General features: G+C 27.5%; 17 protein-coding genes. All 17 read left to right on the plus strand.

Annotated elements, in window-relative coordinates:
• The first annotated feature begins 165 nt into the window (after positions 1-165).
• The 17 genes from dnaJ (at position 166) to QOZ93_RS03225 (ending at position 14555) form a co-directional block, all read left to right on the plus strand.
• Positions 166-1314 carry a molecular chaperone DnaJ gene (dnaJ, locus tag QOZ93_RS03145; RefSeq protein ID WP_307355083.1) on the plus strand — a complete coding sequence of 383 codons (1149 nt, stop codon included), beginning with the start codon at positions 166-168 and terminating at the stop codon, positions 1312-1314.
• 138 nt (positions 1315-1452) lie between these two features.
• Positions 1453-2151: an ABC transporter ATP-binding protein gene (locus tag QOZ93_RS03150; RefSeq protein WP_307355084.1), complete on the plus strand. Its 699-nt coding sequence runs from the start codon at positions 1453-1455 to the stop codon at positions 2149-2151.
• The gene (locus tag QOZ93_RS03155; protein ID WP_307355085.1) at positions 2138-2968 is read left to right on the plus strand and encodes an ABC-2 transporter permease; all 831 of its coding nucleotides are present in this window, start codon (positions 2138-2140) and stop codon (positions 2966-2968) included. The genes QOZ93_RS03150 and QOZ93_RS03155 overlap by 14 nt, the downstream gene beginning before the upstream one ends.
• A gap of 15 nt (positions 2969-2983) precedes the next feature.
• The gene (locus tag QOZ93_RS03160) at positions 2984-4114 is read left to right on the plus strand and encodes a hypothetical protein (protein ID WP_307355086.1); all 1131 of its coding nucleotides are present in this window, start codon (positions 2984-2986) and stop codon (positions 4112-4114) included.
• A gap of 22 nt (positions 4115-4136) precedes the next feature.
• Positions 4137-4496, plus strand: coding sequence for a GntR family transcriptional regulator (locus QOZ93_RS03165; protein WP_307355087.1), 360 nt, complete (start codon positions 4137-4139; stop codon positions 4494-4496).
• 184 nt (positions 4497-4680) lie between these two features.
• Positions 4681-5619 (plus strand): 50S ribosomal protein L11 methyltransferase, encoded by a 939-nt coding sequence (prmA, locus tag QOZ93_RS03170; protein WP_307355088.1) that lies wholly within the window; start codon positions 4681-4683, stop codon positions 5617-5619.
• A gap of 23 nt (positions 5620-5642) precedes the next feature.
• Positions 5643-6395 (plus strand): 16S rRNA (uracil(1498)-N(3))-methyltransferase, encoded by a 753-nt coding sequence (locus QOZ93_RS03175; protein WP_307355089.1) that lies wholly within the window; start codon positions 5643-5645, stop codon positions 6393-6395.
• The gene (mtaB, locus tag QOZ93_RS03180; RefSeq protein ID WP_307355090.1) at positions 6395-7696 is read left to right on the plus strand and encodes a tRNA (N(6)-L-threonylcarbamoyladenosine(37)-C(2))-methylthiotransferase MtaB; all 1302 of its coding nucleotides are present in this window, start codon (positions 6395-6397) and stop codon (positions 7694-7696) included. The genes QOZ93_RS03175 and mtaB overlap by 1 nt, the downstream gene beginning before the upstream one ends.
• Before the next feature lie 31 nt (positions 7697-7727).
• On the plus strand, positions 7728-8072 hold the full coding sequence (locus QOZ93_RS03185) for a histidine triad nucleotide-binding protein (RefSeq protein WP_111942912.1): 345 nt from the start codon (positions 7728-7730) through the stop codon (positions 8070-8072).
• 130 nt (positions 8073-8202) lie between these two features.
• Positions 8203-8379, plus strand: coding sequence for a 30S ribosomal protein S21 (rpsU, locus tag QOZ93_RS03190; RefSeq protein ID WP_111942910.1), 177 nt, complete (start codon positions 8203-8205; stop codon positions 8377-8379).
• Between the two features lie 22 nt (positions 8380-8401).
• Entirely contained in the window at positions 8402-8851 is a 450-nt protein-coding gene (locus QOZ93_RS03195) for a GatB/YqeY domain-containing protein (protein WP_111942908.1), read from the plus strand.
• 137 nt (positions 8852-8988) lie between these two features.
• Positions 8989-9285, plus strand: a complete 297-nt coding sequence (gene yqfC, locus QOZ93_RS03200; protein ID WP_307355091.1) for a sporulation protein YqfC — start codon at positions 8989-8991, stop codon at positions 9283-9285.
• Positions 9278-10465: a sporulation protein YqfD gene (gene yqfD / locus QOZ93_RS03205; RefSeq protein ID WP_307355092.1), complete on the plus strand. Its 1188-nt coding sequence runs from the start codon at positions 9278-9280 to the stop codon at positions 10463-10465. Before yqfC ends, yqfD begins: the two co-directional genes overlap by 8 nt.
• Before the next feature lie 25 nt (positions 10466-10490).
• Positions 10491-12767 (plus strand): HD family phosphohydrolase, encoded by a 2277-nt coding sequence (locus QOZ93_RS03210; protein ID WP_307355093.1) that lies wholly within the window; start codon positions 10491-10493, stop codon positions 12765-12767.
• Between the two features lie 36 nt (positions 12768-12803).
• A complete protein-coding gene (ybeY, locus tag QOZ93_RS03215) occupies positions 12804-13310 on the plus strand; it encodes an rRNA maturation RNase YbeY (RefSeq protein WP_111942904.1) in 507 nt (168 codons plus the stop codon).
• A 95-nt stretch (positions 13311-13405) separates the two neighbouring features.
• Entirely contained in the window at positions 13406-14101 is a 696-nt protein-coding gene (locus QOZ93_RS03220; RefSeq protein ID WP_307355094.1) for a diacylglycerol kinase, read from the plus strand.
• Positions 14102-14156: 55 nt separating this feature from the next.
• Positions 14157-14555 carry a cytidine deaminase gene (locus tag QOZ93_RS03225; RefSeq protein WP_307355095.1) on the plus strand — a complete coding sequence of 133 codons (399 nt, stop codon included), beginning with the start codon at positions 14157-14159 and terminating at the stop codon, positions 14553-14555.
• Positions 14556-14557: the final 2 nt, after the last annotated feature.

The raw sequence follows: 14557 nt of genomic DNA on the forward strand, positions 1-14557 counted from the left end.
ATTTAAAAATTTAAGATAAAAGATCAAGGGATGGGTAATAACCCTCCCTTGATTTTAGTAAAAAATAATATTTAGTATAAAATGTTGTTGTTAATTATATGTAGTATAAGATATAATATTAAAGATTGAAATTTATTCTATTAGTATTAGGTGGTGAAAATAAGCATGGCAAAAGATTACTATGAGATTTTAGGCATAGAAAAAGGAGCTAGTGAGCCAGATATCAAAAGGGCCTTTAAAAAGCTTGCTTTAAAATACCATCCAGATAGAAATCCAGATAATAAAGAGGCAGAAGAAAAATTTAAAGAGATAAATGAAGCATATCAAGTACTTTCAGATCCAGAAAAAAAAGCTAGATATGATCAATATGGTACGGCTGATTTTGGAGCAGGATTTGATGGTGGATTTAATGGAGCAGGATTTGATTTTTCAGATTTAGGAGACATATTTGGAGATATATTTGGTGGTGGATTTTCAGGTGGATTTGGAGGATTCGGTTCAAGTGGCAGAGCTAATCCTAATGCACCAAGAAAAGGTGCAGATATAGAAACAACTTTAAATTTAAGTTTTGAAGAAGCAGTGTTTGGTTGTGAAAAAGAAATAGTAGTAAATAAACATGAAAATTGTGAAACTTGTAATGGAACAGGTGCAAAACCAGGAACATCTCCAAAGACATGCGATAGATGTAATGGAACAGGTAGAATAACAATGCAAAGAAGAACAGCTTTTGGAGCATTTTCAACTCAAACTACTTGTGATAAATGTAGAGGATTAGGAACAATTATAGAAAATCCTTGCTCTAGTTGTCATGGTACAGGTAAAATTAAAAAGAGAAAATCTATAAAGGTGAAAGTTCCAGCAGGTGTTGATAATGGTAACATTATACCTATAAGAGGACAAGGTGAACCAGGAAGTAACAAAGGTCCATCAGGTGATTTATATATTAACTTAAGAGTAGCTCCTCATAAGCTTTTTGAAAGAAGAGGAAATGATATTTATATGGAGGAACATATTAGTGTATCTAAAGCTATTCTAGGTGCGGAACTTAAGGTTCCTACAGTAGATGGAGAAGTTGTATACAAGGTTCCTTCGGGCACACAATCTAATACAGTGTTTAGATTAAGAGGAAAAGGTGTACCAAGGGTAAATGGTACAGGTAGAGGAGATCAATTTGTTAAAGTAGTAGTTGATATACCTAAAAAGATTAACGAAAAACAAAAACAAGCTATTCTTCAATTTATGGAGGCATCAGGTGAAATAGAACCTCAACAAGAGGAACATAAGGGCTTTTTTAAAAAGAATTTAAAGAAATAAATAAAAAATAGCAAAAAGATAAAGTCTTTTTGCTATTTTTTATTTATTTTGAAAACTTATTGTATTAAAAGTGTATCAATGCTATAATACACTTAAAGTGTATTAATACATTAATACATAAGGAGGAAAAGGGAAAAAATGATTGAGGTTAAAAATGCAGTAAAAAGGTTTAAAAAAGTTAAAGCTTTGGATGACATAAGTTTTAATATTGAGAAAGGAAAAATAACTGCTCTTTTGGGTTTGAATGGAGCAGGTAAATCAACCATAATGAAAGTTATTATGGGTCTTCAAAGACTAAGTTCTGGAGAAATATTAATAGATGGGGAAAAATTAAATTATAAGCAATATGATAAAATTTCTTTAATACCTGATATAAGTTGTCATTATTCTTTTATGACTATAAAAGAACTATTTCAGTATATGAATACATTTTATAAAAATTGGGATATGGAAAAGGCAGAGAAAATGTTAAAAGAGTTTAATTTAGATGACCTTAAAAAAATATCACATTTGTCTAAAGGAAATATAGCTAGAGTAAAGCTTATAATTGGATTTTGTCAAAATCCTAAATATTTATTAATGGATGAGCCTTTTTCAGGAATTGATATTTTTACAAGAGAAGATTTTATAAAATCTATGATTAGATTAATGAATGATAACATGGCGATACTTTTAACTACTCATGAAATAAAAGAAATAGAACATTTAGCAGATGAAGTAGTACTTATAGAAAACGGAAAATTAATATCTAAGTTTAATGTGGAAGAATTAAAAGAGAACCAAGGATTATCTATAGAGGATAAGTTAAGGGAGGTATATAAAAATGGAGAAAAATAAGGAAAATAAATTTTGGTACTTATTAAATCACGAGATTTATAAAAGTCTAAAAATAGTAATACCATTCTTTATTCTATCATTTTTAGGTCATCTACTTATTATAAAAGATGGAATAACAAATATTAATAGTGAGATAAAGATGTTTTTAGATGAGGGAAAAACCATTAAAACTTTTCTTGCTGACAGAGGAGGAATAAGTTTATTTGAAATTGTTAGTAAAGATGATCGTTTAAAGATGTTTATATGTTTAGGTATTTTAGTGATTTTTTTGTATGCAATTATTATATGGCTTAGAGAATGGATAGGTAATAATAAGACTATCTATACTTTACTTACACTTCCTATATCAAGACATAAAATTATTTTATCTAAATTTAGTACTATATTTTTATTAGGATCTACTTATTTATCACTTCATATAGGAACCTTGTTTATAGATAATATTATTTTAAAAAATTCGATATCTAAAGAAGTTTTTTATGATATGAGTCCTATAAAGGCAATTACACAAAGATGTTACCAATCAGATATTTTTCCATATAATATAACAGATTTTAATGTATATATACTAATAATTATTACTATAGTTTTTTTAATCTTTAGTTGTGTTCTTTTAGAGAGAAGTTTTAGATGGAAAGGTTTAATACTAGGTATAGTATCATTGGTTGGTATTAGTTTGTTATATGTGTTAGTTCCTGAAAAGCTTTATTTTTTTACTAATGAAACAGCAATTTATTATATATTTTTATCCTTAATTCTTATTATTTGTAATTATAAATTAAACTATTATTTATTATGTAATAAGGTACATGTATAAGGGGGAGAGGAAACCATGAAAAAAATTTGGACAATAACATTTATAATATTTTCAGTAGTTATAATGGGTATATATTGTTTTAATATTATGCCTAAAGAAGATTTAAATTATAAAGTTAAAGATTTAGGTGGAAATAAAAGTGTTTTAGAAAATGATAAAATTGTATATAAGTTTCCTTATAACAAATATAAAATGAAAAAAATAATAATTTCTAAAGATGGAGAAAAGACAAAGAATGTAAAATGTGAATCTAAAAATACTGGATTAAATGAAGAGGATTTAAAAGATAAACAATTTTTTAGAGGGAGTTTAGTAGATATTTTAAGAGAAAATCTTTATGAAGATGAAAAAATGAAATTATATGTATGTATTCAAAGGAATGATAGTGTAACTAGCAATGTTAAACGATTCTTAAAAGTATATTATAGAGATAAAATTAAGAACAAATTAAAAAAGTTTTGTATACCTTTAAACTTAATAGAACAGAATGATAATGTTATTTCTGTTTATAGTAAACCTTATAAAGACAAAGTTAAAGTCGTAATTGATTTACAAAAGTGGAGCAATGAAAAATGTAATACAGTGTTAGTTTGTGGTACTATAGATTTAAAAAAAGAAGAATTTAATAAAGAAAAAGTAATAGAAATCAATAAAGAAGTTATATTACAACAATTCATGTATGGAGATAAATTGTATTATACTTTTCAAGAACATGAAGGAGAAAAACAAGTAATGATTAATAGTATCACTTTGGATAACTATAAAACTTCTAGAGAAGGAGCTTTTGAAAGTAAGTGTAATGTGTATCCAGATTTAATTAAACAAAATAAAATGTTTTTTACAACATCTTTAAAAAATAATCAATTAGACATATTATGTTTTGATCTTGATAAGAAAGAAGTTAAAAAGTATAATAACATTTATTTAGCTGAAAATGTAAAAGATATAAAACATACAGTCGTAAAAAATATACAATTAATAGACGTAAAAGGGAATAGAGCCTATTTTGATATTTCCAGTAATTATCAAAATAAAGAAAATCGTTATAGATATATAAATGTAGTAGATTTGTATAAAAACAAAAGCCTATATTTTGCTTCAGTAGCTGAAAAAATAGAAGATTATGCTTATGTTACAGTTGAGTAAGTTATAAGGAGATATGAAATATATGAATATTAAATTAAATGATAAGGAACCTATATATCTCCAAATTATTGAATATATAAAGAAGGAATTAATAAAAGGAAATTTACAACCAGGTCAAGTTATTCCTTCAAGACGTGAATTTGCTGAGATGATACAGGTAAATCCTAATACAGTTCAAAGAGCATATAAGGAGATGGAAGGTATGGGGTTAATAACCACTATGAGAAATTCTCAAAGTGAGATTACATTAGATAAGAAGTTTTTAAATAGTTTAAAAGAAAATTATATAGAAGAAAAGGTAAGTGAATTTATAAATGTTATGAAATCTATTAATATGAGCAAAGAGGATATAATAAATCTCATAGATAAAAAAACAGATTAATAGTAAGAAGGTTGAATAATGAAAAATTGCTAAAAATGAAAAATATTTTTAGCAATTTTTTATTTATGAAGCAATGAAAATTATTTGTAAGGGCTATATTTACATATTAAACCTAGACATAAAATGCTTGAAAGTGTAAAATATAAAATTAGTTGAAGTAGTACAAGAAAGGATTGGTATACATATGGAAGGAACTTGGAAAGAAATTAGAGTAATAACAAAGAGTGAATCATTAGAACCAATATCAGGAATATTTTATGGATTAGATTGTGATGGGGTAGCTATCGAGGACCCAGAAGATATATTAGGAAGAGAACAAGGTCCTTTAACTTGGGATTTTGCAGATATAAATATATTGGAGCATAAGGGAAAGGCAGCAGTAGTAAAAGGATACTTTGAAAAAGATATCGATGTTAATAAAATTATAACTTACATAGAAGAAAAAATTAAAGAATTAAGAGAAATGGGTATTGATGTAGGTGAAGGAAAAGTAGAGGAAGAAGAAATTTACCAACAGGATTGGGCTAATAATTGGAAAAAGTATTATAAGCCAACTAAAATAGGTGAGAAAGTTGTTGTAAAACCAACTTGGGAAGATTATTCTAAGAAAGATGATGAACTTTTAATAGAATTAGATCCAGGTATGGCTTTTGGTACGGGTACTCACGAAACTACAAGAATGTGTGTAAAAGCATTAGAACAAAATGTAACAGAAGAAAGTACTGTATTTGATATAGGAACGGGTTCTGGTATACTTGCTATAGCCGCTAAAATTTTAGGTGCTAAGGATGTTAAAGCAGTAGATTTAGATCCTGTTGCAGTAGATGCAGCAAAAAAGAATGTTGAATTGAATAATGTTCATGGAATAGAAGTTTTAGAAGGAAATTTAATGGATGTAGTAGACGGTAAAGCTGATATAGTTGTAGCTAATATAATAGCCGACATTATTAAATTTGTATGTGAAGATGTTAAAAACTTCTTGAAAGAAGATGGGAAGTTTATTTGTTCAGGTATAATTCTAGATAGAAGAACTGATGTTGAAGAGAAGTTAAAATCTGTAGGCTATAAGATTTTAGAAGTTAAAAATGAAGGGGAATGGGTTTGCATCGTTGCAACACTATAATTTCTTAAAGGAAAGGTGAAAAAATGCATAAGTTTTTTGTTCCTGTAGAAAATTTTAATGATAAAGAAGTAATTATTGACGGTGATGATGTTAAGCATATATATAAAGTTTTAAGACTTGTAGAAGGTGATGAAGTAATTATTAATAACCTACAAGGTCAAGAGTATTTATGTAAGCTTATAGAGATTTCTAAAAAAGAAGTTAGAGCTGAAATCATAGAAACAAAAGAGGGATCAGCAGAAAGTCCTATAGAAATTACTTTATTTCAAGGATTACCCAAAAGTTCGAAAATGGACTTAATCGTTCAGAAAAATACAGAATTAGGGGTAACACATATAACTCCCATAATAACTCAAAGGGTAGTTGTTAAAGCTGATTTAAAGGAATATAAGAAACTAGATAGATGGAATAGAATAGCATTAGAAGCTTGTAAGCAATGTAAAAGAACTATTATTCCAAGTATAAATGAACCTAAAGAATTCGAAAATCTTTTAAATGAATTAGATAATTTTGATTTAGTCTTAGTTCCTTATGAGAATGCAGAAAATCATGGATTAAAGTATGTGCTTACGCAAGTCAATAAAGAAAATATTAAAAAAGTTGCTATTATAATTGGACCTGAAGGTGGATTTGAAGAAGAAGAAATTGAAAACTTAAAAGATAAGGGATGTTATATTATAACCTTGGGACCTAGAATTTTACGAACTGAAACAGCAGGATTTACGGCAGTATCTTTAGTTTCATATGAATTAGGTGATTTAGGAGGAAATATATAATGAAAGTAGCATTTGTAACTTTAGGGTGTAGAGTAAATATGTATGAATCGGAAGCTATGACAGAAAAATTCATAAAAGATGGTTATACTCTTGTACCTTTTGAGGATTTTGCTGATGTTTATGTTGTAAATACTTGTTCTGTAACTAACATGGGCGATAAAAAATCAAGACAAATGATAGGAAGAGCTAGAAGAATTAATCCAGAGGCTATTATTGCAGTAGTAGGATGTTATGCACAAATATCTCCAAATGATGTTAGTTTAATCGAAGGAGTAGATGTAGTTTTAGGTACTAGAAACAAAAGTGAGATAGTTTATTGGGTACATAGGGCCAAAGAGGAAGGCAAACAATTTGTACAGGTAAGTGATGTTCTTAAGGATAAAAAGTTTGATGAATTAAATATAGAGGAATATCAAGATAAAACTAGAGCCTTCTTAAAAATTCAAGATGGATGTAATAGATTTTGTTCCTACTGTTTAATACCTTATGCAAGAGGTGCTGTTTGTTCTAAAGATCCTAAAAAGGTATTAGAAGAATGTAATAAGTTAGCACAACATGGATTTAAAGAAATAATTTTATCAGGAATACATATAGCTTCTTATGGAGTTGATTTAAAAGAAGATATAAATTTGGTTAATATTATAGAAGAAATAAATAAAATAGATGGAATAGAAAGAATCAGAATAGGTTCTGTAGAACCAGGATTTTTTAAAGAAGATACAATTGAACGATTGGCAAAGTTTGAAAAGTTATGTCCACATTTTCATTTATCTCTTCAAAGTGGTTGTGATGAAACTTTAAAACGAATGAACAGACGTTATACTACAGAGGAATATAAAAATGCAGTAATAAATTTAAGAAAAAATATAAAGGATGTTTCTATAACAACAGACATAATTGTAGGGTTTCCTGGAGAAACTGAAAATGAATTCAAAAAAACCTATGAGTTCTTAAAAGAAATAAAATTATCAAAAATGCACATATTTAAATATAGTATTAGAAAAGGTACAAAAGCTGCCACAATGGACAATCAAATAGATGGCAATATAAAAGAAGATAGAAGTAAAGCTTTAATGGAACTGAATCTTAAAAATGAAATGGAATTTATGGAAAAGTTTTCAGGAAGAGATGAACAAGTTTTATTTGAACAAAAAGTTAAAGGTAAAAATAATACTTATGAAGGATACACTCATAACTATATAAAAGTTTTTGCAGAAAGCGAAGAGAACATAGAGGGGAAAATTTTAGAAGTTAAATTAAATAGTGTACATGAAGACTTCATATATGGTAATATATTATAAAGAGTCCTCGCTTTTAAAGGAGGTGAAAGATGTGGATGATTGTATTTTTTGCAAGATAGTAAAAGGAGATATACCATCAACTAAGGTATATGAGGATGATAAAGTTTATTGTTTTAAAGATATAAGTCCTGAAGCTCCAGTGCATGTTCTTATTATACCAAAAGAACATATTTCTAATTTAAATGAATTAAATGAAGAGAATAGTAAAGTTATTTCTCATATTTTTCTTGTAGCTAAAAAAATAGTGAAAGAATTAGGGATAAGTGAAAGTGGTTACAGAGTAATTAGCAATTGTGGTGAAGATGGAGGCCAAACAGTAAAACATATACATTTTCATATTTTAGGCGGTAGAAACCTACAATGGCCACCAGGCTAATAAGTGGTAATTTTGTATTGACATATTCTTTGGATATGTTGTATAATTTATAACGTGCTATTTATTCCCACAATAAATTATTATTGTACATGCAAAATGGTAAAAACGGCAAGCGGAGGGAGGGATATAGATGTCAGAAATAAAAGTAAGAGATAACGAGTCTTTAGAAAGTGCTTTAAAAAGATTTAAAAGGGAATGCGCTAAGGCTGGCGTTCTTGCTGAAGTAAGAAAAAGAGAACACTACGAAAAGCCAAGCGTAAGGAGAAAGAAAAAATCAGAAGCTGCTAAGAGAAGAAAGAAAAAATAGTTTTGAAAGAGGGTAAGTTTTAATGTCCTTAAGGGAAGATTTACAAAGAGATTGGAAAGACGCTGTAAAAGCTAGAGATAAATTTAAAGCTAATGTAATTAGCATGGCAAAAGCAGCTGTTCTGCTTTACGAAAAAAGTGGAGAGTCTAAAGAAGTTACTGATGATATAGTTATAGATATTATATCAAAAGAAGTAAAACAAAGACGTGAATCCATTGAAGAGTTTACAAAAGGAAATAGAACAGATTTAGTAAAAGCAGCCCAAGACGAAATCAATATACTGTTAAATTACCTTCCTCAGCAGTTGACAGAAACTGAAGTAAAAGAAATTGTTGCTAGCACGGCTAGCGAAGTGGGAGCAAGTAGCATGAAAGATATGGGAAAACTAATGTCAGCAATAGTTCCTAAAACAAAGGGAAAAGCAGATGGTAAATTGGTTAGTACCTTAGTAAAAGAATATTTAAATAAATAAAAAAACATAGACTCAGAGTAATCTGGGTCTTTTTATTTTGCAAATTTTATATTAAATTATGATAATCTCCTCATAATTAAGCGAATATTTTCATAAATTATTATGAAAATTCTTTTAATTATGGGGAGTGAGACATTTTGGGAAATTTTTTTAGAGAATCAACTGTAAAAATGGCTAATAAGTTTGATATACCAAGAGAAGCAATAGAAAAAATACCTAAGATAACTATTATAGGTGATGAAGAATTAACCATTGAAAATCATGGAGGAATTCTAAGTTTTACAGATAATGAAATTAGAGTTAAAACATGTCTTGGAAAAATGATTTTAAAGGGTAGAAATTTTGAAATTGCATATTTAAGTGAAACTACTATAACTGTAAGTGGAGTTTTTATATCTTTTAATCTAGAAAGACGTGGTGATGTAGATGAATAGAGGGAAAATTAAGATTGAAATTACTACAATTATGCCAGAAAGATTTGTGAATATTCTTTGTAATGAAGGAATTGTTTTAGAAGAAATAAAAAAGATTAGTATAGTAAATTATACATTCAAAATTTCACCTAATGAATTAAGTAGAATAAATGAATTAGCCAAAGAACATAAAGTAAGGGTTAGAATATTAGGTTCTGCTGGAATGTACAAGTTTAAAAATAAGTTTTTTAAAAGAAAAGCTTTTTTTACAGGTATGGCATTATTTATAGTACTTATATATTATTTATCAAATTATATATGGGTTATTAATATAAAAACAGAGAACTATGTTTCACCTTATGAAATTAGAACATATTTAAAAACATTAGGAATTAAACCAGGAATTAAAAAAGAAAAATTGGATATATTTAAGTTGGAAAATAACATTCAGGAAGAAAATAATAATGTGGTATGGGTGAGAGCTAGGATTCAAGGTACTAAGTTAGGAATTGAAATTTCAGAAAGACAAAATCCACCTAAAATAGAAGAAGATAATTCACCTTGTGATTTAGTTGCTAAAAAGGATGGAATTATTGAAAGAGTATATACTAAATCTGGGACTGCTATAGTAGAAGAAGGACAAATAGTAAAAAAGGGAGATGTCCTAGTAAGAGGAATTCAAGGTAAAGAAGAGAGTACCTATGAGGTTAAAGCACAGGGGGATGTTATAGCTAAAACCTTTTATGAAAATATAAAAAAAGTCAAGATTCCTAAAGTTAAAAGGATAAGAACAGGTAGGATGTTAATAAACAGGTATATTACCGTAAAAAATAAAAAAATTTACTTAAAAAACGATTTAAACAAATTTAAGAAATATGATAAAATAGAAGATAATAATTCCTTTGTTAAAAAGGAAATCTATTACGAAGTAAAAGAACAACCATTTACAAAAGATGATGAGAAGAAGATTATAAAAGAAAATCTTCTTAAAATGTATTCCGATATTACTATTAACTTCAATAATAATATTAAGATTATTAAAAAGATAGAAGATAGTAGAAAAGAAGGAGAGAATTGTAAATTAAAGGTTTTAATTATTGTAGAAGAGGAAATTAGTGAAGCTAAAAGCAATCCAATTGTTAAAAATGAGGAAGGAATTGATGGAAATCAAAAAAATGAAAATGGAGAAGGGCAAAATTAAACCTATATAAAGGGTGGGAAACAATATGGTTAAAAGAGAAGCAAATAAAATTGTTATGAGCAAGAAAATGAGAAAAATAGCTATTCTTGTTTTAAATTTTATTTTTATTTATGGAATATTAATAACTGCCGTTTTACCTGAAAAATATTCCCTCAAAGAAGGAGATATTGCAAGAGTAGATATTAAGTCTCCAAGAGATGTAGAAGATGAATTGTCTACTAAGGAAAAGAAAGAAGCAGCTATAAAAAGTATACCCAATCAATATACAATAGATAGTAATGTAAAAACTAATATGCAGAAAAATATAGAGTCCTTATTTTCAAAAATTGTATCAGAAAATAGCAAGTTCCATGATGAAAACTTAAAAAGCAATTCTAAGCTTAGTGAGGAAGAATTAAATAAAAAAAAGGAAGAATTAGCTGCAAAAATTAAAGATGAAATTAATATTAATTTGACATTAGATGAAATTCAGAAATTGTTAAGTTTAAATCCACAAGACACAGATGTCATTAAGAATACTATTATAAAAACTATGACAAGGGTGTATGATGAATATCAAATAAACTCTGAAACTCCTTTAGAAGTTAGTGATAAATTAAATAGGTTAAGTACTTATGAACAAGAGGATGGTTTAGAAAAAAAGAAAGAAAATGATGCGAAAAAATCTCCAAATATACAAAATAAAGAAAAAAATTTAAAAATAAAAGAAGAAGATAAAAAGAAATCAACTTATTTTATAGAAATTGAACTTTCTAAAAATAGTAATACAGCTGAGTATTTAGATATAAGTAAAAAAATTGCTTTAAGTGAATTAAAGCCCAACGTATTTTATGATGAAGAAAAAACTAGAAGTTATAAAAGTGAAGCGCTTAAAAGTGTAGAACCAGTTAAAGTAAAAAAAGATCAAATAATTGTCAAAGAGGGGGAACCGGTTACAAAGTATCAGGTTGAACTTTTGAGGCAACTAGGTTTTTTAGAGGATAAAAATAATTTTCAATGGATAATTTATGTAGGGTTAGGAATTTTAATTGGTTCGCTTTTGGCTGTAGAAGGATATTATTTATATAAATATCAAAGAAAAATTTATGAAGCTGATAAATTTTTAGTATTAGTTAGTGTAATTAATATAATAACTTTAATTTTAGGTAGAAGCCTAGATTTGATAACACCATATTTAATACCGTTATCTTTTGCACCTATGATGTTATCGTTATTATTAAATTATAAATTAGGTATAACTATGAGTATTTTCAATGGTGTGTTTTTAAGTATTGCGGTTAAATTTAATGCACCTGTGATCATTTTAATTATGTTAAATGCTGTTATAGGATCGGTGTATTTAAAGAAAATGGATCAAAGAAGTGATATATTATATTCAGCTTTTTTTATAGCAATAATTAATGCAGTAATAACTATGTGTTTATGTATTATTCAAATTAATAATAATGTAAAAGATTTATTATTAACATGTGGAGCTACATTCCTTGCAAGTATTTTATCAGGAATATTTACTATTGGATTTTTACCTTTATTCGAGAGTGGATTTGATATAGTTACTACAGTTAAATTATTAGAGCTTTCTAATCCTAATAATCCGCTTTTAAGAAAATTATTAATAGAAGCACCTGGTACATATCATCATTGTGTACTTGTAGCAAATCTTGCTGAACTTGCTGCAGAGGCAATTGGAGCTAATACTGTGCTTGCGAGAGTAGGAGCTTATTATCATGATGTAGGAAAATTAAAGAGACCTTATTTCTTTAAGGAAAACCAAATGGGAAGACAAAATCCACATGATAAAATAGGACCTAATTTAAGTGCTTTAATTATTACATCTCATGTTAAAGATGGGGTAGAATTAGCTAAAGAATATAAGATACCAAAGTGTATTCAAGATATAATAATACAACATCATGGAACTTCACTTGTAAAATATTTTTATATAACAGCTAAAAACAACAGTGAAAAACCAGAGGATGTACTAGAAGAAGATTTTAGATATATAGGGCCTGATCCTCAAAGTAAAGAAGCAGCTATAATAATGTTAGCAGATGGCTCAGAAGCAGCTGTAAGATCTATAAATGAACCTACAGAGGAAAAGGTTGAACATATGGTTTCAAGTATTATTAAGTCAAGACTTGATGACGGACATTTAAATGATAGTGATTTAACACTGAAAGATCTAGAAAAAATAAAAAAAGCGTTTTTAAAAGGACTTTCAGGAATTTATCATGAAAGAATAGAGTACCCTAAACTAGCTACTATGGAGAAGAATAGAAATAATAATAGTGGCAATAATTAATGGTTAGAAATAAAATAAACTAGAGAGGAATTTGAAATGTTACTAGTAGATAATAGACAAAATAAAATTAAAGTTGAGGAAGAATTAATAGAATTAATAGAAAATATGATTGAGTATACTCTTAGAGAAGAAGGAGTAAAAGAAGATTATGAGGTTAGCTTAATATTAATTGATAATGAGACTATAAAAGAGATAAATAAAGAACAAAGACAAAAAAATGTGGTAACTGACGTGTTATCTTTTCCTATGTTGGATTATAAGCCTCATACTGTATATAAAGAAAATTACTTAAATTATACTTTTAGTGAAATGGATTTAGATGATGGTAAATTAGTGTTAGGAGATATTGCTTTAAGTTTAGAAAGAGCTAAAGAGCAAAGTGAAGAATTTAATCATTCATTTAAAAGAGAGGTTTGTTATCTTATAATTCATTCCATATTGCATTTATTAGGATATGATCATATGGAAGAGGATGATAAGGTAGTAATGAGAAAAAGAGAAGAGGAAATTTTGAATAATTTTAATGTAGTAAGAGAAATTTAATAATGTAAGCAATATTAATAAAGTTTATAAAATATGTGACAGTAATTCTGTCACATATTTTATAAGTAAGTTTTTTTAGAAAGCGTAGTGGGCATATGAAAAAGAAAACATTAGTACAAAGTTTAAACTATGCTATTATGGGGATTATACAGAGTATAAAATGTGAAAAACATATGCAAATACATGTTGTTATAGGGATTTTAGTGATTTTATTTTGCTTTTTTTCAGATTTAACAAAATTAGAATTTTTGCTAGTAATTTTTGCTATTTCATTTGTGATAGTATCTGAAATGATAAATACCGCTATAGAAAATACATTAGATGCGGTTATAGAATATAGGCATCCTTTAGTTAAAAGTGCTAAAGATATATCGGCAGGGGCTGTTCTTATATCAGTTGTAAATGCTGTTATTATAGGGTATGTAGTATTCTGGGATAGAGTAAAACCAATTACAGAAACTATAATATATAAAATAAAAAATTGTAGTCCGCATATAATTTTTGCCATATTAACGGTTGTTGTTTGTTTAACCGTTATCTTAAAAATAATTTCAGGTAAAGGAACTCCATTAAAAGGTGGAATGCCTTCAGGTCATAGTGCTGTAGCATTTTGTATAGCTACAGTTATTGCATATTATTCTATGCAGCCTTTGATAGTTTTCCTTGGGTATGTTATGGCACTTATAGTGGCACAAAGCAGAGTGGATTCAAATACACATTCTATCTTAGAGGTTATACTAGGGGGATTATTAGGATTTTTAATAACGCTTTTAATACTTATATTAATTTGAAAATCATGATATAATCGTATGTACTTACAAATTTAAATGAGAGGTATATTATTACATGGTAAATGAAAAATTATTAGTTGAAAAAGCTATTGAAGCAAGAAATATGGCTTATGCACCATATTCAAATTTTAAAGTAGGTGCTGCTTTAATCACAGAAGATGGAAGTATATACACTGGATGCAATGTAGAAAATGTATCTTATGGGGCTTCAAATTGCGCAGAAAGAACTGCTATTTTTAAAGCTGTTTCAGAAGGACATCATACTATAAATATGCTTGCAGTAGTAGGTGATGAAAAAGATTACACATATCCTTGTGGAATATGCAGACAAGTGATTTTAGAGTTTGCTTCAGAAAATTTTAAAATTATTATTATTAAAAATAAAGAAGAATACATGGTAAAAACTTTAAATGAAATTATGCCTTATGCATTTTCAAAGGAAGCATTAAAATAGAA

The organism is Hathewaya limosa (assembly GCF_030815255.1).
Taxonomy (GTDB): Bacteria; Bacillota; Clostridia; order Clostridiales; family Clostridiaceae; genus Hathewaya; species Hathewaya limosa.